The sequence below is a fragment of the Neolewinella agarilytica genome (assembly GCF_900110645.1).
In the GTDB taxonomy this organism is placed as follows: domain Bacteria; phylum Bacteroidota; class Bacteroidia; order Chitinophagales; family Saprospiraceae; genus Neolewinella; species Neolewinella agarilytica.
Map to the genome: position 1 here is coordinate 178036 of NZ_FOFB01000007.1, position 24699 is coordinate 202734.

11 protein-coding genes are annotated in these 24699 nt (G+C 56.0%); 8 read left to right on the forward strand and 3 right to left on the reverse strand.

Features of this window, described 5'->3' with window-relative positions; translation table 11 throughout:
* The first annotated feature begins 85 nt into the window (after positions 1-85).
* From BM123_RS08445 to BM123_RS08465, 5 genes are all read left to right on the forward strand, one after another.
* The gene (locus BM123_RS08445) at positions 86-3994 is read left to right on the forward strand and encodes a hybrid sensor histidine kinase/response regulator transcription factor (RefSeq protein WP_090167255.1); all 3909 of its coding nucleotides are present in this window, start codon (positions 86-88) and stop codon (positions 3992-3994) included.
* A 208-nt stretch (positions 3995-4202) separates the two neighbouring features.
* Positions 4203-10733, forward strand: coding sequence for a hypothetical protein (locus BM123_RS08450; RefSeq protein ID WP_090167257.1), 6531 nt, complete (start codon positions 4203-4205; stop codon positions 10731-10733).
* The gene (locus tag BM123_RS24180; RefSeq protein ID WP_090167259.1) at positions 10730-12781 is read left to right on the forward strand and encodes a fibronectin type III domain-containing protein; all 2052 of its coding nucleotides are present in this window, start codon (positions 10730-10732) and stop codon (positions 12779-12781) included. The genes BM123_RS08450 and BM123_RS24180 overlap by 4 nt, the downstream gene beginning before the upstream one ends.
* Positions 12782-12787: 6 nt before the next feature.
* Positions 12788-14572, forward strand: coding sequence for a TonB-dependent receptor (locus BM123_RS08460; protein WP_090167261.1), 1785 nt, complete (start codon positions 12788-12790; stop codon positions 14570-14572).
* The gene (locus BM123_RS08465) at positions 14559-15539 is read left to right on the forward strand and encodes a fibronectin type III domain-containing protein (RefSeq protein WP_090167263.1); all 981 of its coding nucleotides are present in this window, start codon (positions 14559-14561) and stop codon (positions 15537-15539) included. The genes BM123_RS08460 and BM123_RS08465 overlap by 14 nt, the downstream gene beginning before the upstream one ends.
* Positions 15540-15863: 324 nt before the next feature.
* On the opposite strand, the gene BM123_RS08470 is transcribed toward BM123_RS08465, so the two are convergent.
* Positions 15864-16571 (reverse strand): hypothetical protein, encoded by a 708-nt coding sequence (locus BM123_RS08470; protein WP_090167265.1) that lies wholly within the window; start codon positions 16569-16571, stop codon positions 15864-15866.
* Between the two features lie 515 nt (positions 16572-17086).
* Complete coding sequence (locus BM123_RS08475; RefSeq protein WP_090167267.1) at positions 17087-20587, reverse strand: pyruvate carboxylase; 3501 nt, start codon at positions 20585-20587, stop codon at positions 17087-17089.
* A gap of 424 nt (positions 20588-21011) precedes the next feature.
* On the opposite strand from BM123_RS08475, the gene BM123_RS08480 reads away from it, so the two are divergent.
* Positions 21012-21878, forward strand: coding sequence for a universal stress protein (locus BM123_RS08480; RefSeq protein ID WP_090167269.1), 867 nt, complete (start codon positions 21012-21014; stop codon positions 21876-21878).
* A gap of 163 nt (positions 21879-22041) precedes the next feature.
* Here the strand turns inward: BM123_RS08480 and BM123_RS08485 are convergent, their stop codons facing one another.
* Positions 22042-22902 (reverse strand): universal stress protein, encoded by an 861-nt coding sequence (locus tag BM123_RS08485; RefSeq protein ID WP_090167271.1) that lies wholly within the window; start codon positions 22900-22902, stop codon positions 22042-22044.
* A gap of 144 nt (positions 22903-23046) precedes the next feature.
* Here BM123_RS08485 and BM123_RS08490 point away from each other — a divergent pair, with 144 nt between their 5' ends.
* Positions 23047-23958: a universal stress protein gene (locus BM123_RS08490; RefSeq protein WP_090167273.1), complete on the forward strand. Its 912-nt coding sequence runs from the start codon at positions 23047-23049 to the stop codon at positions 23956-23958.
* A gap of 1 nt (position 23959) precedes the next feature.
* Entirely contained in the window at positions 23960-24697 is a 738-nt protein-coding gene (locus tag BM123_RS08495) for a hypothetical protein (protein ID WP_090167275.1), read from the forward strand.
* Positions 24698-24699 lie beyond the last annotated feature (2 nt).

Genomic DNA, 24699 nt, shown 5'->3' on the forward strand with positions numbered 1-24699 from the left:
GTTCCCTAAACCATTCACTGACAGAGTAGTATTTTGTGGTCCACACTCTCAAGCTCAGCCGTTGCGTCCACTTTGTCTTTTCTTAATGCTGTTCTGCTCCTACCTGTTCGCACAGGTACCACAGCCTTATTTTGACACCTATACCACCAGGGATGGCCTGGGCGCTGAAGCGATCAACGACCTGCTTACCGATCAATATGGTTACCTGTGGACCGCCGCCTACAGCGGGCTCCATCGATACGATGGACATGAATTTCTAAAGTACTCAGCGGATATTCTTGATAGCTGTGCACTATCCAACAACATCGTCAGATGCCTGGCAGAAGATGAAAGCGGGAACCTCTGGGTCGGCACGAGTAGCGGTTTGAACCGACTCGACCGGGCAAGCGGATGCTTTCAGCGCTTCTTCCATCAGCAGGGCCATTACCGAAGCCTGCCCGCTAACAATATTCTCGACTTACTTCCTCTTGCCGACGGAGACATGCTGGTGGTTACGTCTGAAGGGCCGGCCCGCTACCACCAGGACACGGACGACTTTAAACGTCTCTCCAGCCCCCTGCCCTTTCCGGACCGGGCGGTTATCCATGAGGGTATGCCTTTATTGGTTGGCAAAGGTGGCGTTGCGGAGATCGGGCAATCCCGCGCCATAGCCGTTTTTAAAGAACCGGAACCTCCGGAAGTGTTTGCGCTTATCTCCTACGGGGACAGTCTCATCATTGGCACCAGCCGCGGCCTGTATGCCTGGCAGCCGCACGATAGCCTGATCCGCTACCTCTATCCGGAGCTCCAACAAATCAACCGGTCCATTTTAGATATTCAGCCCGGAGCCATTCACGGCTTTGAAGGCTTATACATGGCCGTCCGGGGTGAAGGGCTTTCCTTTATTGACATCGCTTCCGGCGAAGGCGTAATTTATACCCGGGAAGAAAGCCAAAGCAATGGCTTGCTGGACAACCACGTCAGAGCGCTGGCACCCAATGGGGACAACGGGCTTTGGATTGGCACCTACCTCGGGCTGAATTACCTGAACGCCCGCGCTGACCGGCCACGCCATTATTTAAACCAGTTAGCCGATGGCCAGGAACCGCAAACACTTGAAATACACGTTAGCCCTCAGGGTGTCGTTTTCACTTATGAGCGGTGGCGAGGGCTTTTTCGCTCTTCCAGGGTAGGGACAAAGGCAGAACTTCTGGACTTTCCCAGGAACGACTTTCTGCAGGCCAAAGACCTTAACTGCTTCCATACGGACAGACAGAACCTGACCTGGATCGGCAGAGGCCATGACGCGCTTTATCGCTACGATAATGAATCGGAGCGCTTCTTAACTCCCTTTCGCCACCCCGACCTGGTGAACTGCAGAATCAACGCCATCTATCAGGACGAAAAAGAAGATCACCAATACTGGCTGGGCACGAGCTGTGGGCTGGGGCTGTTGGATATGTTACGGGAAGAAATAGAGTGGTTCGCCCCTACCCAACAGTTTCCGGAACTGGTGGGCAATGCCCTGGCTACCATTATACCAGGGCCTAAAGGCAGAATATGGTGTAGTGCCGGCGATTACTACCAGGACCGGCTCGGCTATTTTTCCCCCTCCGAACGAAAGTTCCATTTTTACGATTACGCTGCCGGAAACCCCGATAAAAGTGCCGGCGGCCGGATCAAGCAATTGGCCATTGACCCGGAGGGAAATGTCTGGGCCGCGGCCAGCGACGGGCTCATTGAAATTCCCAGCGGCAAAGCCCCCGTCTTACACACCAGGCTTGGGGCGGAACAGCTGGGTTCTTTAGAATCCGTAGTGGCCGACTCCAGTGGGATATGGTTTTCCAGTGAAAACCGGATCGGTAACTACCGGCCTGAGCAGCAACGGATGAAGTGGTTCAGTGGCTCTCCGCTGCGGCAGTTCAATAATTCAGTAGCCAGCAAAATACCCGATGGCAGCTTTTTTTTCGGTGGTATTGGCGGGCTGGTTCGCGTGGATCCCAACCGGTTACTATCGGAGAGTTCTCCTTTCCCATCACTCGTGTTACAGGAAGTAAAAGTTAATGGTCAGGAACGACGGACAAACGTCCCCTGGGAGGAGCTCACCGAATTACGGTTAGAAAGAAATGAGCGTGCGCTCAGTTTGCGCTTTGTCGCGCTTGATTTTGGGCGTGAGGAGGTAATCAATTACTCCTACCAAATAAACGGCGGAGAATGGCAGGTACTCGGCCGGGAACGATCCCTGGCCTTTACCGATCTCCAGCCGGGCCAGTATGTGCTGAATCTGCGCGTCAGTAACGGGCGTGGTCAATGGTCAGCGGAAGTCCGAAAAATTTCCATTTTCGTCACTCCGTATTGGTATGAGCGAAAGGACATTCGTCTGGCCGGACTTTTCCTGGCGGGCCTGCTGGCCCTTCTCCTGGCGAGAGCTTTTGTCCGACGGCGACTGGAACGGCAAACGATAAGACAGCTTAGGGAAATGGACAGCTTCCGGAATCGGCTGCTAACGAACCTGACCCATGAATTCAGGACACCCCTCACTTTGATCCTCGGCCCGGCCCGCAGGCTTCGTGAGCGGGCCAAAAAGCAGGAGGACCCGACCTTAGCCCGTGAGGCCCGACGTATTGACCGTCAGGGGCGTAAGTTACTGGAGCTCATCAATCAGTTGCTCGACTTACGGCGAATCACGCATCAGCAACTGAGCATTGAATACAGCCCGGTTGACCTTTCCGGCTTTGTGAGCGGGCTCGTCAATGCGCACAAACCAGCGGCCAGAGAGAAAGGCATTTCGTTGGCGTTCGAGCAGGATTTGGGCGCTTACGCAGGTGCCGTGCAGGTTGATACAGCCAAGTTAGACAGCATCCTCACCAACCTGATCGCCAACGCCATCAAATTCACCCCGAACAAGGGGCAAATAAGGGTTCTACTCAACAGCAGCTCTTCCCACTGGACGGTGAGGGTACAGGACAGCGGACCGGGAGTTCCGGTAGCTGAACGCAAGAAGATCTTTGAGCAATTCATTCGTGCACCCGAAGCGTCTGCCTCCGGGACGGGCATCGGACTGGCCTTAGTGCAGGAGCTCACCACTCTGATGGAAGGGGAGATAAGCGTTGGAGACGCTCCGCTGGGCGGAGCGGAGTTTCAGCTAAGCCTGCCGCTTCGAAAAACGATGAGTAGCAAAGCATCCCCTTCCGAAATTGCTGTGCCCGAAGGCGATCTCCTCTCCCCCGCCGGAAAGACAAATTTGCCCAGGCTACTTATCGTTGAAGACGACAAGGAAATAAGAGATTTCCTGAAGGAAAGCCTCTGCGACTACTTTTCAATACTACAAGCCGCTGACGGGCAAAAAGGTCTTGCCATCGCCCGTCAGGAAACACCCGACCTCGTCATTAGCGACGTAATGATGCCAGGGCTCAACGGACACCAACTCTGCAGCAACCTCAAAGCAGACCCCCTGACCAGTCATTTACCCGTGTTACTCTTAACCGCCAGGACGGCCGATGAGCACCGGCTGGAAGGCCTGGAGCATGGAGCGGATGCCTACCTGACCAAACCCTTTCAGGAACGGGAACTACACCTGCGGCTCAGGAACCTGTTGGCCTTGCGGGACCGGATGGCTACCCGGCTCCGCACGGAATGGTTACCCGCCGGCAAGGCACCTCCGGAAGGGGAACAACTCTCCCCTGCTGAAGCCGGTTGGCTCACGGAACTACGGACGTACATCCACCAGCACATCGATGACCCAGGCCTGAAGGGCGCTGACCTGGAACGCCATCTCGGCATGAGCCGAAGCCAGCTGCACCGGAAGCTAAGCTCTGTCCTTGGCTTATCTCCCAACCGGTTAATCAATGATCTGCGGCTCGAAACCGCCAGTCAGCTACTTCTGAAGAAAGGTAAAAGCGTCAGCGAGGTCGCTTATGCCTGCGGGTTTAATGACCCCGGCTACTTTCGCAGAAAGTTCAAAGAACGCTTTGGCAAGGCTCCTTCTGATTGGGCAAACCATAGAGCGGGGTAAAAGGAAGCCTGCCGGGGCAGAAAACAAAGAGAAGTTAGTTTTCAGCAAAGTTCGTGCATTCTGACCGCCGGGGCTATCGTGCCGGGATCTGGGACAAAAATCCCGGTAAATGGGCAAATAGTCCCGGGGGAAAGACTCGGATAGCCAGGATATTACCTCTGCTTAGAGATGTATTCAGAGGCTTATCCCACTCTTTTATTCCGAACCCATGAACCTGACACTGAAACCAAGAAGACAACTGGTCTTCACCCTGCTCCTATGGTCCGTTCTTTGCACCTGCGGTAGCGCCCAGGAGATTCGCCTCAGCGTGATTGTCCCCAATCCTCCGCCAATCTACTGGGAATCCTATCTGGAATTTGACGCGGATATCCGGGTCATTGCCACCAACATTGGTACGCAGGTCCGGCAGCTGAAACTCATCCCCACCCTCAGTTCGGACCGGGGGCTCAGCGCAGCTTTTCGTCCCGGATACCAACCACTCTCTCCGCTTACCCTCAGCCCTGGTGAAACGGTCACGCTAACGTACCGGGAATTGAATGCGCTGTTTGGCACGCCCACCCAAGACGATATTTTGCTGGAAGGTATCGACTTTGATCGCCTGTTCGCCAGCGAAACCATCCCTGAGGGTAGTTATTCGCTCTGTGTGGAAGCGCGCGATTTTGCAACCAACGAGCCACTCAGTAATAACTTTGGCTGCGACCTTTTCTTCGTCCGCCAGCACGAGCCTCCGCTCATAATCTGGCCATTCGACCAGGAGTCTGTCACCGCTCAGGAGCCTCAGTTCTTAAACTTCCTCTGGTCGGCAACGGGGATTCCCGGCCAGACCCATTACCGCTTTGCGCTCTATGATCTGGATGAACTAGGGCTCAATAACCGATCCGATGCCTTCTTACTATCTGCTACCCGGCCGCTCTACGAAGTAGACAATCTGATGGCCACCAATCTGGTTTACGACCTGGCTTTACCTCCCCTGACTCCCGGGCGTCATTATGCCGTTCAGGTGACGGCTTACGATCCGGCAGGGAACTTGCTCTTCGCCCAGGGTGGGCAGAGCGTAGTGCACCAATTCCTTTATTCGGAAGGCTTCAGTGTATTTAATACCGATGCAGTTTTCACTAATACCGAGGGGGGCAATGGAATTAACAATGATGGTCCCGGGCAATTTCAGAACGACTCCCCCGGCCAACAGCTGGCCATGCAGGGCTGCGCAGATCAGCCGCCCGGGGTCCCTATCCCCTACCCGACGACACTTACCACGGGGCAGACGATTACCGTTGCTGGTTTTGACCTGATATTGAACACGGGCGGGCAAACGCCGCTGGCGGGGAACGGGCGGATTCTGGTAGAGAGTCTGAATACCTTCGTCAACGTAAGTTTTACCGGTCTGGAGGTAAACCAGAGTAATGAAGTGGTGGGAGACAATGTAAGCATCTCCGCCATTAGCAATGGCAACCCGGACCTGGACAACCTGAGCGAAGCCACCGCATTGCAGCTGGCCGATCAGGTAGCCCAGGGGAATAACTGGATTGAACCCGGGGGCGGAGCCCCGGGCCCGGCGCTCAACTTACCACTGGGCATGGCCGGTGAAGGAATGGACCTGATCGTCACCGGGATGAATTTTAGCCCCGGAAGCGCCAGCCTTGACCTGTTCGCCAAAGTAGAGCTCCCGGAAGCACAAGGAAACCGACGGCTCCTGCTGATCGGGAAAGGTGCCTGCCTGAACGATAATGACCTGGGGCAGGATATGGACCTCTTGCTCGCTGACGACATCACCTATACCCTCAGCCCCGGCGTATCCATGACCTTTGCCGGAGGAGAAGAAGGCACGCGGCTACAATGGAATGAAAACGGGATCGAAGAATTGGCGGTGGATTTCACGATGGGCTTTTCCGCAGACCTTATGCCAGAGGGCAACCCTTTCTCCGCCCGCATCATTGCCACCGTAACGGACTACCAGAACTGGATGGGCAGTGTTGAACTCGCCCCCGAAAACGCCGTAGCGGAAGCCGGAGAGAATCTTTCCTTCAATTACGGTAAAACGGAGTGGGTATACGATCATTCCAGCATGGAAAACCCCGCGGGCCTCAGCCTTCCGGCCAGCCATCCCGATGCCGGGCAGCCTGATCTCTGGCAGGGTTTGTATCTGTCATCATTCGACGTATTATTTCCGGAAGGCTTTGACATCAGCCTGGCTGCGGAAGATCTCTTGCTCGACGCCCAGGGATTGTGGACGATGCTGAACCTGAACGGGGAGCTGCTATCCATCGACGAAGGAAGTCTGGGTGGTTGGGCCTTAGGCGTAGATGGCCTTGAGCTGGACATCAGGGCTTCCAGTTTTTACGCCGCCAGCTTTGACGGGCGGATCAAACTTCCGATTGGAGATACCGAGGTGAACTTTACCGCTCCTCTGGGCAACGACGACGACTTTACTTTCGCCCTGGAACTGGGGCAGGAACTGGAGGTAGATATGTGGCTGGCCGACATCGAGTTGGCCGGAAACTCCACCCTTGGCTTTTCTAAAGTGGGCAACAGTTTCGTCCCGGAAACTAATCTGCACGGCAATATTAGTCTGGGCTGGGGCGGTGATGCAGAGGAGGAAGAACTCTCCGTCAGCCAGTTTGGCCTGCCAGGGTTCAATTTTCAGAACTTCAACATTGTTGGTGGGGACAACCCCTCCGTCAGCGGTCAGTTCGGGCTGGATCTGGAAGACGTCAACCAGGGCAGCATGCAAAACATTCCGCTTCAGCTCAATGATGTAGTACTGGAGCTGGCGCCCAATAACATTGACATTGGCCTTCAATTCGACCTCGGGTTAAAGTTTACCAATTCCGCTAATGGCTTCGATGGCAATACAGTATTTACCATCTTTGGTCGGCGGGAGAATGGGCAATATATCTATGACCACACCCAGCTCAATGCCGTTAGCATTGAAGCGGAACTCAACCTGGTGTCGCTCTACGGTGAACTGGAAGTATATGATGGGGACGATGTTTACGGCGACGGATTCGCGGCGGCCATTGGCATGAACATTGCTAACATCGGGGCGGGCTTTGACGTCCGCCTCCAGGTAGGCCGTGCCCCCGGCGGCTACCGTTACTTTATGACGGATGCTCTGCTCATGTTACCCGACCCGGGGATTCAACTGGGGTCTACCCCTTTCTCCATCTATGGCTTTGGCGGAGGTCTCTGGCGCAATATGGAGCGGGAGAGTAACATTGGTCAATTCATTACTTACGACCCCGACAACCTGGCCCCTCAGGCCCAGGGCAATGACGACCCGGGCTCCTCGGCGACCTTCACCCCTACGGAAGGCAACTTTGGGTTCAGCATGACGCTGGTGACGGGCATCAGCGGAAGTCAGCGAGCCGTCAATGCCGACCTGGAATTCACCATGACCATCGGCGAAGATTTCAGTGTCGATGAGATCACCCTCGGCGGCGGCGTGTACGTCGTGCAGCCAATGAGCGACCGTAGCAGCGCCTTCATCTCCGGAACCGGAGAACTGAAGCTCGATTTTGATGACCAGATATTTACCCTGACCGTTGAAGGCGGGATGGACTTCAGCCTCCCGAAAGCCGTTGACGTCGACGTCTCCGCGCCGCTCTACGCCGGCTTCTCCACCGGCGGTGGCGTAGACTGGTGGTTCTGGCTCGGACAATGGACCGACGGCGTGGAGCCACAGGATGATGACACGCGGGTAAGCATAAAGACAGGTATTGACTTTGGCTTTGCTTCCCTGGAAAGTACGCAGAACCTGTACTTCGTGATGGGTAACGTATGGCCGCAGGGGGAACCGGGCGTGCCGGCAGTCGTCAATCAAACCTTTGCCGAAGACGGTAAATCGGTGCCACAGCAAAACCTGCCGCCCAACACCACCCAGACGGGCTTCGCTTTTGGCATGGCCCGCTCCATGGACCTGGATTTTAACGCCAGAATATTCCAATTAGAAGTGGGGTGGCTCTGGGGTTTTGACCTGGCCCTGCGCGACCTCGATGGCGTTTGTGATGCCGATGACTTCGGGATCAATGGTTGGTACGCCGACGGAAAAGCCTACGCGCATATGCACATTGCCGGTAGCGTAAAGGGGCGTTTGTTTGGTAAAACGAGAACCTTCAAGTTTCTGGAGTTAAACGCTGCCGCCCGCCTCGACTTTGCCGGCCCTAACCCGATATGGATTAAGGGGACCGCCCGCCTTCACGGTCGTGCACTGGGCAAACTGATCAAATTCGACACGAACGTCAGTTTTGAGTTCGGTGAAAAAGTAGACTGTCGGAACAGCGATGGAGGTATTTTCGATGAAATCCCCATCGTTGAGCAACTTGACCCCGATGACGGGGCTACCGGCCGGAGCATTTTCACGGCCCCACAGGCGAGTTTCAACTTCCCCAACCATCCTTTGGAGATTGAGGAAGACGACGGACAGGTGAATTACTACGGCTACCGTAAAATATACTGCAAGGTTTCTACCAGAAAGAAAAAGAGCGATGCCTGGCAGGTGATGCACCAGGACCTGGACGCTAGCTATGACACGGAGGGCTATGCGGCTATCTTTGACCCGGGCGCGTTGCCGCCCGAGCACTGGGTAAAGGTAGAACTCCGGGTACAGGGCCTGCGCTATCAAGGGCCCAATGGCGGGATAGACAAACTCTTCCTCCCGATGCAGGACGAAACCATCGAATTTAAAACCGGACCGGCCCCTGACCGCCTGTTGAAAGGAAGCATCAGTAGCACGGTCCCCTTCCGCCGACAGCTATACTTCACCCCTGGCGATCATCCGACCGGGCGCATTGATTTCGGGACGACGCAGTCTCCTCATCTCTTCCGGAATAAACCCGACCAAAACGACAAGTTGGACCCCGACGGCAGCTTTGAGTACGTCGTCCGGTTTACCAGTCTGGCCAGTGGAATGAGCCGGGATGCCGCCGTAACCTCTACTGACCCCGATGAAGGGATTTCTTTCAATATGCCCGCCAATGGTTTTGCTCCGAACACCATTTACAAAGCTGACTTGCTGCGGCTCTATTACCCACCAGCCGGGACGGAGGAGGCCAACACTGAAGTAGCGTTAGTGAACCTCAACCTCTATACTCCTCCGGAGATGGGGCTTGTAGCGGTTACCCCCGGCAACGACGACGATGATGATGATGATGACGGAGGCATAATTGGCAACCTCCAGATAAGCTTTGTCAATCAGGGCCAGCCTGGCTTCCCACCAAATAGTAATAACGGCTATCAGTTTGCGGGCAACCAACAGCAGCAAACCAACGGAATAAGTCAGACGGCCACCTTGGCCATTGAGCAGCTCCCTCCGGGGCCTGACCCGCCCTTTGAACCGGAGATGGGGCTTATGGGAAATGGAGGCAACGATGATGACGGGCCGGGCATTGGCGGCCCGACCATCTTCCAGGAGCCCGGCGGAAGCAATGGCACCCTGGAGCGGGAAAGCCGGGAGTTGAAAAGCCGGGGAAGAACTTCCGCGACCGTTGAAAAAAGCCTTTGGCCCAAAAATCAACAGACCTGGTATTTCCGCACCTCTGACTTCAACACGCTGCAACAAAAAATCAGTGAAGTCAATTCGCCCGTAGGGCTGCAGAACCGAACATACACGACGGCCATCTTAACCGACGATAATTTCGAAGAGGTAAAGGAATCCATCCACCTGCCCTACGTTATTATTCGAAGCAAGGAACCTTTTGACCGCTACGAAACCCAGTACCGAGAACAGTCCTTTACCGTTTGGGACGGTGAACAACACCTGCCGCATAAAGACTTTGATAAGAAATTCTATCCGGCGGTAGATATATCCGGAGCCCAGTCGCAATGGCGCCAACACGTCTTTTATGACAAGTCACCAGGGAACGACGGTGGTTTGTTCGATCGCCCCTTCCAGAGTGATTATGGCTGGTGTACGGAGAACTTTCTGGCGGTGGAAGGACAGGAGATTGGCAGCTCCGTACGGCCGGGAGGAGGAGATCATGCGCCGCTGCACGAGGAAGGCTCCTTCATGTGGCAGGACTATCTCCAGTTTGGTGGCTACGCTTATTCCGTGATGAACAGCGAGACCCGTTTTGGGTCCGTTAAGCCTTTTGGCCGCAATGCCTTTCAGCGGCGATTCGCAACACCGGACAATTTCTACGATTACGAAAAGCCAACGGTAGAATTTGCTCAGTGGGGGCCCAACAGCCACGGGCTTGGCGGTAGCGGCGTAACGGATAACCGAAAAATACTGTCCCAGGCTCAGATCAATGCGGTACAGCCCATTGATCCGATGGGAGGAATCGGGGAAATAACCCTGGATGCTTCTCCCGGACAAAACGTACTACCCGCCCAACAAGACTACGAAGTAGCCCTCATTGATTATACCGAATGGGTCACCTTTCAGGACTACGTGCAAATGCGCAAAGCGCTGGCTGAAGGCATCGAGGAACTACGCGATCGATTCGCTCCGGATGGTTCTGTTTTCCCCGAGCATACGCTCACGGATTGTAACGTGACCTGCAATAACTGCGACCCTGCTCACCTGGGGGACCTGACCGGAAACACGCTCAGCGGCGGACGATCTTTCTATCATTTCTATTACCGGCAAATCAGGAGTTACCTCGACAAACCCATCGGGGCGAATACCTACACGTACTTCCCCTACCCCGTCCGTCCGCCCGGGGAATACAGCTTCATTCTGGGATCCAAGCCCATCTTCTTTAACCTGCCTGCCGTCAACCACCAAACCCCTCAGAAATGATTCGCTCCCTGTTACTCCCCCTGCTGTTTGTGTCCGCACTTTGCACCTGCGCTGCGGCGCAAAACACCCTTGCTGAAACGGCAACGGACAGCCTTACCGAAATCCGCCTCATTGCCCGCCCCCACGGAGACAGTATCGTCTTACGCTGGGCACCGGAATCCTTTGCCGCCTGGACCTTACTGCGGCAGCAGGGCGTACTCATCGAGCGCCGGCGCATCGGCACCGGCAAGGGCTTCGCCCTGTTGCCCGGCGAGCGGCGCATGGCCATGTCTTTGGAAGACATTATGAGCTTTGCCGACACCAGCAATGTCCACGTAGTCGCCACCGCAGAAGCCCTGTACGGAGCCGCAGAACCCGGCACACAACAAGGCGCGATGGGCCGCGTCAAAGATATCCATGAAGAGCAAAGCCAGCGCCTGTTTCTGGCGCTGGTGAATGCGGACCTGAGTACCGCTGCCGCCGACGTTCTGGGCTGGCGCTTCGTGGACCGCACCGTAGAACCGGGATATACCTACGAGTACCGGCTTCGGCTGCCCGCACCCGACCAGCGGAGAACAGTGCCTCTGCGGCTTCGCTCCGATGCTAACTTCTATGCCGGCCCCGTTCACCAACTATCCATTGAGCCGGGCGACGGCAAGATCCTCCTCCGCTGGCCCCAGGCCATCAACGGCCCGAGCTTTGTGGCTTACCGCCTGGAGGTATCCGACGATGGGCAGCAATGGACCGAGCCATCGGGTCTGCCCTTCATGCCCGAGCCCGCCGGGAGTTATTTCGAGCACGAAGTAAAACTCGAAAACAACGGGCAGGAGCGGTACTACCGCCTGCGGGGCATCAACTCTTTCGGAGAAACCTGCCCGGCGGGTGAAGCCGTCAAGGCCAGCGGCAAAGACCAAACACCGCCGCCGGCCCCCTTCAGCATCAACGGCAAAGACCTGCGCGATGGCCGCAACCAACTACAGTGGACCATCCCGGATGAAATGCCGGAGGATCTGGCCGGCTACCGGCTCCTGCGGGGGCTTTCGCTGCGGGGCAAACTGGAAGTCATCACGACGGATCTGTTGCCTCCGGGCACTAGCTCCTGGACGGATAACTCGCCCTTCGCCGACCGCAACAACTACTACGCTGTAGAAGCCGTAGACCAGGCCGGAAACGCAGCCCGCAGCCCCGTAAACTTTGTCCAGCGCTGGGACAAAACGCCACCGGCCACGCCTCTCGGTCTTACCGGCAGAATCGACACAGCCGGGCGGGTGTTCCTGTTGTGGGAGGCCGGCACGGAGCCCGATCTGTTGGGCTATCGGGTTTACCGAAGTCACGCCCGCAACCGGGAATTTTTACAGATCAGTAAGGAGGTCCAACATCGCAACTTCTTCTTTGACTCTACGAGCCTGAAGGTCCTTAACGAGACGGTGCTCTACCGCATCGTGGCGGTTGACCGCCACTATAACCCCAGCGAATATTCGGAGATACTGGAATTGCGGCGGCCAGACAAGATCGCGCCGGCCGCGCCGGGCATTAGCGGCTATTCCGCCCGGGGAACAAGCATCTTGCTTACCATCCGACCGAGTGAAAGTCCGGACGTTGTTCGCCAGACGGTTTGGCGTGCGGAGGGAGAACAGCCCGAGCAGCCCATTGCGGTCATCGGTGCACGGGACAGCATTTTTCAGGACACGAGCGTACGTACCCGAACGGTCTACAGGTACTCGATCAGAGCCGAGGATGAGGTGGGTTTATTCGGGGCTTCCCGCCCGATATCCGTTCAATCAGGCCTGCCGACTTCCAGAAAAGGAGTGCAGCAACTGGCGCGGACGCAGGTGCAAGGGAAGGAACAGGAAGCCATGCGGTGGCAGCTTCCCGGCCCCGTGGCGGAGATTGCCGGCTATCAGCTTTTTGCCGGCCCTTCCGCCCAACGGCTGCGGCCCGCCCATCAGCTCCCGCCCGAAACGACAGAATGGTTGTTGCCCGATACCCATCAATTCTACGCCCTGAAAGTATTGTTTACGGACGGGAGCCGTAGCCCTCTCAGTGCCATTCTTCCACCCGCTAAATAAGGTCCGATGTCAGACAAATTCCGCAGAGACGCCTTCGCTAAAACATCCCTTAAAAAGTGGGCCTGCCTGCTAATCCTTGTCTTCCTCGCCCTCCCCGGCAGTAGCCAGGATTTGGAAAAAATCACCCAGGCCCGGCCCATAACGGTTACCGGAGGAATGCGCTTCGGCGGTCAGTATTACCAGGTCTCCGGGCTCAACGCCCGGGCAGCGCCCTTCCAGTTCAACGCCAGCGGGCGGCTCAACCTGGCCATTTACGAGACCTTCAATATTCCGATCAGTTTTGCGGTGGGCCGGATGCGCCCCAGTTTACAGTTTCCTGTGTACCGCCAATTCGGGATGAGCCCGCAGTACAAATGGGCGACCCTCCATGCCGGCTACCGGAATATGCGGCTGAGTCGATTCAGTCTCAACAACCACACCTTTCTGGGGGCCGGGCTGGAGCTCCACCCCGGCAAACTGCGGGTGGCAGCTATGTACGGTCGCCTGCGGCAGGGAGTCCGGGAAGCGAACGAGAACATTGACCTGCTCTTCGGACAGCCACTGTACAACCGCTTTGCTTACGGTGGCCGACTGGGTTGGGGCAGCGACGAAAGTTACCTCGACCTGGTCTACTTCCGGGCGGAAGACCGGGAGGCCAACATCAACCTGCCCGCCAACGCCCGGCTGCCGACTCCGGCCGAAAACGTAGTGGTGGGTCTGGAATGGAAACAACGCATCGGCAGCCACCTGAACCTGAGCGCAGAGGTCGCCGCCAGCGGGCTGAACCGCAACGTGGACAGCGAGGAACTGCCGCTGGAGGACTACCCCACCGCCAGGGCGCTTGACTTTCTCTTCACGCCCAGGTTTTCGGCCCAGACCGGGCTGGCCATCCGGAGTGGAGCCAGCTACCGCAACAAAGGCTTCAGCCTGGGAGCGGACTACGAAAGGATTGACCCCGGCTTTGAAAGTATGGGCACTTACTTCCTGAACGGAGACTGGGAAAACATCCGGGGCCGACTGGGCTTTGGGCTCTTTAAACAGCGCCTGCGCCTGATGAGTAGCCTGGGGGTACAACGCAATAACCTGAACGGGCAGCGGGCGGAAACGAGCCGTCGGTTGATTGGGTCGTTGATCTTGTCCTTGCGGGCGGGCGCCCGCAACAGCCTCAACCTGAACCTGGCTAACTACTCACAAGACCATCGCCCCAGCGCGGTGGTGATCCTGAACGACACCCTCCGGATTGCCGCCACCACGCGGCAGTTGGGCGGCAGCTGGTCTTCCGCCGGCCGCGGGGGTAAAGGGCGCCCGCTGGGCACCTTCACCGCCACGGCGAACTACCAACGGACGGATAATGACAACCCACTCAGCGAAGGCTTTGATGCCCTGACGACCCGCTACGGCGGACTGAGCTATTCTCTCCGGCTGGCGAATGCACAGACCACCTTTACGGCGGGCACGAACTACACTGCGGTGGATGTGCGTGGCCAGCAGACTCAGGGGCTGGGCGGAACGCTGAGCTGGCGCCAGCAATTCGGCAAAAGTCGCTGGCAGCTGGACCTCACCAACACCTTTAACCAAAACACGGTAGACGGGCAATCCGACGGATTCAGCAATGCACTGCGCGGGCAATTGAGCTGGCGTGTAAGCAAGCAACACAGCCTGAACCTTGGCTTCTCCTGGCTGGAACGCAGCAGCAACAGTGGCTTTGGCTTCCGGGAGCAACGGGCCAACATCGGCTACGCGTTCACCCTGCCTAAACCTGCCCCTAAACCCACCTCAACTCCAACAACAGAAAACCATGAACCGCACTAACTACCTCCACCGCCTTTGCTTCTTAACCCTCCTTTGCACCTGCGTGCTCGCCCCTTCTGGCTCTTTATCCGGCCAGGGCATCAGCATTAACTTACTCGCCGCCGGCGTCGGGCCGGAGCCCAGCGGCGACTGCGATAAAAACCTGCCGGACCCTGACTGCTCGGCGCTGGACGGGAACCAGAACCTGACCCTTGCCCCGGGCGCGCTGTACGGCTTCTATTTTGAGTGGGAAAACGACGGACTGGCTACCTTCACCGAAGTGCGGGCCACGGATCAGGCCGGTGAATTGCTCTTCGCGCCCGTGACTACACCACTGCCTGCCGGCGGCACCTCCTCCATGAGTAACTTCAGGAATGCCCCCGTAGCAGAAGGCAATTACGATTATCTCATCACCGTAAGAGCGATAGAAGAAAACGGTCGGGAAGACATTGCGCAATTTCGCTATTTCCTAACCGTTGATGCCTCGCTGCCCGTGCAACTGACCCACTTTGCGGGTCATCCGCTCGACAAGGGTAAAAACGAGCTCCTTTGGCAAACCAGCGCTGAAAGCCATCACGATCACTTTGTGGTGGAACGCAGCCATGACAACCTGCCCTTTCGGGCCATCGGGCGGGTTGATGCTCCCCAAACAAGCACTGGCCCGATCAAAGAATACCGCTTTGTGGATAAAGCCTCCCCAGCTGGCGGTAATCTGTATCGCCTTCGGCAGGTAGATTTTGATGGCACTTATCAATTCAGCTCCATCATTAGCCTGAATACGCCGGCAAACGAGGCAGGCTGCTGGCCAAACCCCGCCGTTCATCAACTGTACTTCGCGGGTGATCATCAAGGGCCCGTATTTGACCTCTGGGGGCGTTCCCATTCTCTGCGCCAACAAGCCGATGGCGGGCTGGACGTAAGTCCCCTGGCTCCCGGACAATACTGGCTTCGGACTTCCCGGGGTGTTGTCCGGTTTCTGAAGCAGTGAGAATAAGCCTATAGAAGAGACACAAATGGCTGGCCCCGGGGTAAAGGCAACAAGCCCGCAAGTGTTCTTCATCTTGCTATCGGAGGCAGTTTCGATCCGGCGGTAGTAGTTACTCCTAAGTTCCACGGGCAGAAAGGAAGACTCTTATGTGTTCTTTGTGTCTATGTGCATTCTGTGTCAATTGCCCCGCAGGGGCCCGTTTACCTGCTGTCGCTTTCACAGAAATCACCGGCCAACATAAAAATTATAGCCCGCATACGTCAGTCAATTCGCTCCCGGAGGGACCTCACCACCGCTCGCTTTCTGAGAAAACGTTGACCGGGCCTACTCCACAATGATCTTCCCGCCCAGTAGAACTCCGGCTTCCGTTACTAACTCAGAGCCTGCATCGATGAGAGCCAAACTCCCGTTCTCTGCCTCCGCCAGTGTCCGTAGTTCTTGCAGAAAGCCGTTAAGTACCGGTACCATTTTTTCGGCGACGGCACGGTTATCCCGTACGACACCTTCTTCCACAATTTCTTCCAACCAGATATTTGCGTGAGATTTTACGCGGACCGTCAGGTATTCTTCCCAATAGAATTCATCCATCAGGTCTTCGTAGAGTGGTCCGGCGACGGTAACGAGCTGCATCATTTTCGCTGCGGACCGTAACTCCAGCGAGTCGGTGGTATCCACCGGGGCTACGGGAATGCCATCTTCCAGCTCTGCTCCCCGCAGGTCGAGGCCAACGAAGGCTACCCGGTTGCGGAAATACTTTGACTCTTCAAAGTTCAGCAGGGTTACCGCTTCGGTCTTTCGCTGCTCCATACTCAGGAAACGCTCCTTTTCGTACTTCTCCAGCAAGGGCTCCATATTAAGGTAGACCTCCGTTTTGAAGGGTACCGCCACAAATAATCCGGAAGCCTCGCCCAACACCAGAAAGGCCTTCTCAAAAGCGATGATTCGCTCCAGGTAATTTCTGGAATTGATCCTGATTTTCAGCTCGTAGGTAAAGGTGGAGCGGTCGTTGAGGTAGGCGGAGGTGGGCTTCATTTTAGTATGGTAGTTTGGTGGTAATGGTAGTTTGGTAGTAGCTACCGCACGAGGAAGGGCACGCCGCTTCGCGGCTGGGCGAAGGTAGTCTGGTAGTTTGGTAGTCTGGTAGTAGCTACCGCACGAGGAAGGGCACGCCGCTTCGCGGCTGGGCGAAGGTAGTATTGTAGTCTGGTAGTCTGGTAGTAGCTACCGCACGAAGAGGGCACGCCGCTTCGCGGCTGGGCGAAGGTAGTATTGTAGTCTGGTAGTCTGGTAGTAGCTACCGCACGAGAAGGGCACGCCGCTTCGCGGCTGGGCGAAGGTAGTCTGGTAGTAGCTACCGCATGGGATAGGCCACGCCGCATGCAACGGAGTGTTCATCAGCGCTTTTAACGAACGTCTCAGTGCCTACGCCAATTCCTAGGGCATTCTCCATAAACGAAGCCTTCCTGGTTAGCGGCTTGCCATACTTCAGTCAACTCGCACGCGGAGGGAGCTCGCCGCCGTTTGCATTTGGAAAAAGCGTCGGTCGGTTATCCCACCGTTACCACCAGATCATCTGTTTCTACCAGTGTTTTCTCCTTCAGGGCAAGGCTTTGCACCTCTCCGTCAATGGGGCTGGTGATGGTGGACTCCATCTTCATGGCTTCGATGACGAAGAGTGGATCTCCGGCTTTTACCACGTCGCCGACTTTAACGAGGATACGGCTGAGGTTACCCATCAGCGGGCTACCCACCTGGCCTTCGCCAACGGCTTTGACGTTGCGCACCACCTCCTTACCGGAAGTACGGTCCCTTACGGTAACGCTACGGGTCTGTCCGTTGAGGCTGAAGAAGACCAGTCGGTTGCCCTGGGCATCCGCCTCGGTCATATTGAGGTATTTGATGGTGATGGTCTTACCCATACCCAAGCGGACCAACACTTCTTCATTTGGCTTCAGGCCATAGAAGAAAGCGTGGGTGGGCAGGTTAGCCACTTCACCAAACTCCTCGCGGTGTGCGTTAAAGTCTTCGTACACCTTGGGGTAAAGGAGGTGAGCCAGTAGCGCCTTTGTGTCCGGCTTGCGACCGAACTGTTTGATGTATTCCTTTTCTGCTTCGTCCCAATCAATGGGCTCCAGATGAGCATTGGGGCGATCCGTAAATGGCTTTTCGTCCTTCAGCACGAGCTTCTGGATATCGGCGTTGAAGCCACCCTCAATTTGGCCCAGATTACCGCGCATCAGGTTCTTGACGCTGTCGGGGAAGTCGAGCTTCGCTCCCCGTCGCATAACGTCCTCCGCCGTTAGGTCGTTGCTGGTCATGAACATGGCCATATCGCCTACGACTTTGCTCGAGGGGGTCACCTTAATCAGGCCGCCAAAGAGGTCATTAGCCGCTGAGTAATTGTCGCGAATGGTGGGGAACTGATCCTCCAGCCCCAGCCCCCGCGCCTGCGGCCGCAGGTTAGAGTATTGGCCACCGGGAATCTCCGTATCGTAGATGGTAGCAGTTCCGGCCCGAAGCTCCGTCTCGAAGGGATAGTAGTAGGTCCGTACGGTCTCCCAGTAATCAGCGTACTGGTTTAGTAGTGGCAGGTTGACCGGGTTTTCCCGCTCGTGGCCCTGCATCATGGCGGCGATGGAGTTGTAGCCGGGCTGGCTCGTCAGCCCCGAGAGGCTGTTGATGGCCACGTCGACCACGTCGACGCCCGCCTCAATGGCCCGCAGATAGGTAGCACTCTGGATACCACTCGTGTCGTGGGTGTGCAGGTGGATCGGCAGATTCGTATTCTCCTTCAGCGCCTGCACCAGCTCCGTGGCGGCCAGGGGCTTCAGCAGACCGGCCATATCCTTTATACAAAGAATGTGCGCACCGGCGTCTTCCAGCTGCTTCGCCAGCCTGATGTAGTAGTTCAGGTTGAACTTGGTCTTCTTGGGGTCCGTGATGTCTCCGGAGTAACAGATACAGGCCTCGGCCAGACTGTCGGTGTTTTCGCGGACCGTTTTAATGCTCACTTCCATGTTCTTCACCCAGTTGAGGGAGTCGAAGATGCGGAAGAGATCGATGCCTCCGGTATGGCCCGTCACCTTACCCTCCTCATCGTATTGCTCAAAGCCGCGGGCTGCTTCCTCGATGAACTTTACGATCAGGTTATCCGGGTAGGCCTTATACCCTACTCCGTTGCTGCCGCGCAGCAACATCTGGAAGATGGTGTTCGGGATGGCCGTACGCAGCTTGCGTAACCGCCGCCAGGGGTCGGCTTTGAGGAAGCGCATGGCCACGTCGAAGGTTGCGCCACCCCAGACTTCCATACTGAAGAGGTCCGCCGGTTGGTTCATCGCGTAGCTCTTGCTCACGTTGAGCATATCAATCATCCGCATCCGGGTGGCCAGCAGACTCTGGTGGGCATCCCGGAAAGTGGTGTCGGTATACTGGATTTTCTTTTCGGCCTTGAGCCAATCGACGAATCCGTCGCGGCCCAGTTCCTTCAGCCGGTCGCGGCTACCATTGGGCAGCGTGGCAAACTCATCAAAGGCCGGCACGATGGGTTTCAGGAAGGAGCGGTCCTTATCCGGGTTCTTAACGTCCTTATTACCATTTACGATGGTATCGGCCAGGTAACCGAGCATCTTCGTGCCCCGGTCGCGGAAGTTATGGGGCTTCATCAGCTCAGGATGTTCCGGAATGAAGCGGACCGTTGCCTTGCCTTTCTTGAAGTCGTCGTTCTCCAGCAGGTTGAGCAGGAAGCCGATGTTGGTCTTCACTCCACGGACACGGAATTCACGCAGGGCACGGTGCAGGCGGTCGGCCGCGCCTTCCATCGTGCGACCACTACCACTGACCTTCACCAGCAGACTATCGAAGTACGGACTGATGACCGCACCGGGGAAGGCCGAGCCCGCATCGAGGCGGATGCCCATGCCGCTGGCGGAACGGTAGGCGATCAGCGTACCGTAATCAGGTTTGAAGTCGTTCTCCGGGTCTTCGGTTGTTACCCGGCACTGAATGGCGAAGCCGTTGGTGCTGACATCGGATTGGTCACGGATAAAGATCGTCTCGTGCTCCAGGGGGTAGCCCATGGTGACGAGGAATTGGGTCCGCACCAGATCGATGCCCGTCACCTCTTCGGTGATGGTATGCTCCACCTGGATGCGGGGGTTCACCTCAATGAAGTAGATGGAGTCGTCAGCATCCACCAGGAACTCCACCGTACCGGCGCAGTAGTAGCCTACTTCTTTGCCCAGGCGTAGGGCGTATTCGTAGAGCTTATCTTTTACCTCCTGTTTGAGGTTAGCGGCCGGTGCGACTTCCACTACCTTCTGGAACCGGCGCTGCACGGAGCAATCGCGTTCGTAGAGGTGGACGAGGTTACCGTAGTGGTCGCCCAGCAGCTGCACTTCGATGTGGCGGGGGTTCTCGATGAATTTTTCGAGGAAGATCGTTCCGTCGCCAAAGGCCTTTTCGGCTTCGCTGGCCGCATCGACTACCTCAACGCGGAGATCTTTTTCGTTGCGGACTACCCGCATGCCCCGGCCACCGCCGCCGCTGGCGGCTTTGATGATGACGGGGTAGCCGATGCGATTGGCTTCGGTGGCTGCCACTTCTGGATCGGAAATGTCCTTATCGCTGTCCTGAATCAGCGGCACCCCGACGCGGCGGGCGAGCTCTTTGGCGGCGACTTTGTCGCCGAGCTGATCCATACTCTCCGGCGCCGGGCCGACGAAGGCGATGCCCGCCTCGCGGCAGGCGCGGGCAAAATCTACGTTCTCCGACAGGAAGCCGTAGCCAGGGTGAATGGCATCAACGCCCTGCTCTTTGGCCAGTTTGATGATGGCCTTGATGTCGATGTAGGGGCGCAGCGGCTCATCGTCCGGGCCAATCTGGTAGCTCTCATCCGCCTTATAGCGGTGCAGGCTGTAGCGGTCTTCGTAGGTGTAAATCGCTACCGTCCTGAGTTTCAGCTCGGAAGCCGCCCGCAGAATACGAATGGCGATTTCTCCCCGGTTAGCGACGAGGATTTTCTTGAAACGGTTGATGCTTGGAGTGCTCATGAACGGACAATTCGGTATGGCCGCAAGATAATGAGAGGGAAGGGAACCTACTTAGTTTTGGAAATAAACTTTGTTCGAGGGATTTACGATGGGTGGGAATCTGGCCCGGTCGAGGAATTACACTCCGAGTGACGGAAGGCTTATGTGGCGCGGACGCAGGTGCTAGGGGAGGTTGTAGCAGCAGGTTGCCCGCTAAAGGCAGCAGCGCAGCATGACAGGTACTGGGCTGCCAGGCTCTCCGGGTTCGCTGAGAAAAGCTTGCAGCCTCATAAGCCGGCAACAACTTCAGGGGGAAAACGCAAGCCCCTCCACCCTCCCCTGCACCTGCGGTGAGCGCCCAAAAACATCATGGTCTATGCTGACAAATATCATTTAGCGAGGGCTCCGCTTACACCATCTTTGGAACAATCAAACACCCCAGAATATGGCCAGAATAATTGTACCCACGGATTTTTCTTCTACCTCCGTTTCCGCTCTCCAGTATGCTAATTACCTCGCCATCGTGACGGGTTATGACCTGGCAGTCATTCATGTTCATGATGGCTACGGAAATACGGATGCGCTCATCGAAAAGCGGGGGAACCTTGCCGCACGAACGGAAGCGATGCATAAAGTGGAGGAGTTCATCCGCTTCAATCTCAGCCCTTCCTATTTTAGTGAGCGGGTACCCGGCATTGGCCAGGTGCCTGCATTGGAGATTAGCGAAATGGTGGGTGCCCCCGCTGCCTCCATTTTAAAAGCGAGCGAGGAGAACGATACCGCGCTGATCGTGATGGGAGGAACTGGTTCGGGCGGCACCTCTACGGTGAGCCCTTTATTCGGGTCCGTGGCACAAACCGTTGCCCTGGGGGCAACATGCCCGGTGTTTCTAATTCCGTGCGACTATGGCATTCCGGAGATCAACGAAATGTCCGTTGCCTTTGAATACGTTCAGCCGCTCAAGGAAATGATAGAAAAAATCAATTTCCTCCGAAAGCCACTCGATGCTAACGTCCGGTTAGTCCACGTAAAAGACGCAGACGCGGACCGGGAAGAAAGCAAAGAGGTTGAACTGATGGAGGAAATCCTTAAAACGGGCTTTCCTGGCTTTCCAGTAGAGCTTGATCTGTTGGCTCCCGGAGACGTAGCAAAAGAATTGCTTCAATATGCTACAGGAAGAAACGTTGACCTGCTCGTTATGGGCCGCAGACAGCGTGGCTTTTTCTCCTCCCTTTTTATCGGCTCAGAGGCCGGGCCGGTGATCAAATCCTGCACCACTCCTTTGATGATCATCCCGATAAAAACGTACTAAGGCCGCATCCGTAGTCCCTGAGCTGTTGCCGAACCCGTTCGGCAAGCTCAGGAACCATGAGCGTCACGACCCCAGGGAAACATGTCCGGCAAGCTCAGGTAGAGCGCAGCGAGAGGTTGGCAAAGTGCATGAAACCTTTAGCTATACGGTACCGTCGGGATTGCTACTGGATCAGATCTGCTGAAGACAAGATCATGAGTGGAAGGGAGGCATACTTCACTGCGTCCCGGGTGTGGCTTTTGCTAAAGAGCCGGGCCAGCCAACTGCGGTCCGGGCGGGCCATAATGACCATTTCCGCCTCATTTTCCCGCGCGTAGGTGAAGAGGCCAGCCACTACGTCGTCTCGTTTAATGCTGACAAAATTGGTTTTCAGATTGGAAGCCGGCCGGTCAAACATTTTGCGCAGAGCGGCCAGGCCGAATTCGGGTTCCTCTTCTTCCTGTCGTACGTGCAGAAAGGTGACTGCGGGCCTGAAGGGTAACAAAGCCGTCAGCAGGTTATCCACCTGAAAAGCATCGGCGTGCTTAAGGTCCGTTGCATAACAGATGTTCTTCAAAGGCTTGAATGCACATTCTGACGGGATGACGATGAGCGGACAAGCCACTCTGCCCAGTAAGGAGCTGGTGTGCGTCCCCAACAACTCATCCCAACCGTCCCGGGAACCATGAGTCCCCATCAACACCAGGCTGATGTTTTCACTTTCTACGTGCTGCCGTACTACGGTGGAAAGATCTCCTACTTTGATGTAGCTCCTGATTACCGGAGGGCGGACGAGCTGATCTTTGATTGCAGACTGCACATCATTAATAAAATCGTCCATTCCTGACAGGGCATCCTTTCTGAGGTCTTCGAGCAGATTAATGGTAAAAGGGCCGGCATCCGCGGATGCCGAAGCTGGCGGGATGCCGTAAACGAAGTGTACCTCAGCAGCCAGTCGGTCAGCAAATAATAAAGCATACCGGCAGGCATTCGCAGATATGCTGGAAAAATCCACCGGAACGAGGATAGAATCTATCTTTTTCATAACAGGATGCTTTGTTGATACCCAAAGTTGGTAGAATTCAGCTTGGCGGCGGGTGCGAAAAATCACCCTTCGGAGTGATCCGAATCAGTAGACGGAGGATAATAGCTGACGAACTTTGGTAGCGTAACCAAAACCAATCCAATCATGTCTTCTTTGCTTATCCCGGTAGACTTCAGTATCCCCTGCCACAATGCTTATCGCTTTGGTCTTCACCTGGCGAAACAATTGAATTTAGATGTGGTGCTGGCCCACTATTACAGTGGCTCACTGGACCCAGACCAACCCCTTGTTTTTGGGGGAGACGGTAGCCTTCATGGCAACTACATTGATCGTTTGCGCCAATTCGCCTATCCAAGTGGAGATGGTGATGATTACCCTTTAGTAGAGCCACCAACCGGTGTCAACCTTTCTTACGAGACGGCCGTCAGCTATTCCCCTTCCGCCTCCATCATTAACCGGGCCAATGAATCTGACATCAGATTTGTAGTGATGGCCCCCCGGAGCTCAAAATCAATGCTGAATAAATGGCTGGGCAGTACCTCCATTACCGTGAGTGAAAGTTGTAAGCGCCCCGTTCTCCTCATTCCGGAAGACGTTGATTTCCGCCCTATTCGCCAAATTGTGGTAGCCAACAATCACGCGACGGCCGATGCTGCGCCGCTAAGCCAACTAAGGAGCCTAGCCAATCTGTACGGAGCGATGGTCCACTTCGTCCATGTCGAATGGCCGGATCAGTACATGCCCCTGCGCTTCGTTCCCTGGCGCTTAATGGAAGAGCTTGTAGAAAAAGACGGCGGTGCTGACTACCCCTTCGAGGTCATCACGGTAGAAGAGGAAGATATTACCAAAGGGCTATTAGATTTTGCGGATCAGGTTAACGCCGATTTGGTCGCTATCGTCAATAAAAAGCGGAGCCGCTGGCGTTCACTCATTCACGCCAGCCTTACCCAGGACATGGCCTTACGCACCGCCCGCCCCTTACTAGTGCTCCATGCGGAGGAAGCTGGTGACCTGGCCGACGAGGCCATCAAGGCTTATTCAGACAAAACCCACTAGCATGAGATTATTACTCCTTTTACCTGCGCTACTTCTGATGGTACTGGCCGGTGGCTGTACACCTGACCAACTTGACCTTAGCCGCGAAGCGGAAATGGCCTACGTTGACCTGCTGTTCGCTCTGCACCATGATCAGAAAGAAGAAGCTGCTATTGCCGCTGACAACCTGGACTTCTTTCTACGGCAAATGCACGGCAAATGGCCTCGCCCCCTGAAGATGGAACAGCTTGACAATCATCTTTTCCATATCGGCCGGGCGGAGTGGGCCTATGACGATGCCCTGGAGTCAGTGGAAAAAGGAGATCTGACGTTGGCCAGGGTGCAGCTTGACCGGGCGACCTACGAGTTTTCGGTAGCGGCACCCGCTGCCTTCCACGAACTATACATCGGAGAGATGTACGCCTTCGTTACTACCTGGCTGGAGGTTGAGCAGGCAGCAGGAGACCAGGAACTCTGCAGCCTGAACTGGGATCAGTTTTCCCAGTATGCCCATGACGCTAAAAGTCTCTGGAAACAGGACCGATATAATCGCCCCGACAGCAGAGCCTATGCTATGCGCCCAATTGATGAAGCCACATTTGATAAAGCCCATCAAGGGGTGCAGCTGGAACTGGACGCCTTCATTGACATCCTGAAAAGCGGAGACCAGTGCCACGCCCGCGAAAAAGCGACGGCCGTTAGTGCTGCCGTCTGGGAGCTCGTTAATCTGTTTGGCAGCAGAGAAGGGAATGCGCTATAAGC

Bases quoted from the DNA above. Each gene is read 5' to 3' on its own strand.
- BM123_RS08445 (WP_090167255.1), top strand. From the start codon at position 86: ATGCTGTTCTGCTCCTACCTGTTCGCACAGGTACCACAGCCTTATTTT.
- BM123_RS08450 (WP_090167257.1), top strand. From the start codon at position 4,203: ATGAACCTGACACTGAAACCAAGAAGACAACTGGTCTTCACCCTGCTC.
- BM123_RS24180 (WP_090167259.1), top strand. From the start codon at position 10,730: ATGATTCGCTCCCTGTTACTCCCCCTGCTGTTTGTGTCCGCACTTTGC.
- BM123_RS08460 (WP_090167261.1), top strand. From the start codon at position 12,788: ATGTCAGACAAATTCCGCAGAGACGCCTTCGCTAAAACATCCCTTAAA.
- BM123_RS08465 (WP_090167263.1), top strand. From the start codon at position 14,559: ATGAACCGCACTAACTACCTCCACCGCCTTTGCTTCTTAACCCTCCTT.
- BM123_RS08470 (WP_090167265.1), bottom strand. From the start codon at position 16,571: ATGAAGCCCACCTCCGCCTACCTCAACGACCGCTCCACCTTTACCTAC.
- BM123_RS08475 (WP_090167267.1), bottom strand. From the start codon at position 20,587: ATGAGCACTCCAAGCATCAACCGTTTCAAGAAAATCCTCGTCGCTAAC.
- BM123_RS08480 (WP_090167269.1), top strand. From the start codon at position 21,012: ATGGCCAGAATAATTGTACCCACGGATTTTTCTTCTACCTCCGTTTCC.
- BM123_RS08485 (WP_090167271.1), bottom strand. From the start codon at position 22,902: ATGAAAAAGATAGATTCTATCCTCGTTCCGGTGGATTTTTCCAGCATA.
- BM123_RS08490 (WP_090167273.1), top strand. From the start codon at position 23,047: ATGTCTTCTTTGCTTATCCCGGTAGACTTCAGTATCCCCTGCCACAAT.
- BM123_RS08495 (WP_090167275.1), top strand. From the start codon at position 23,960: ATGAGATTATTACTCCTTTTACCTGCGCTACTTCTGATGGTACTGGCC.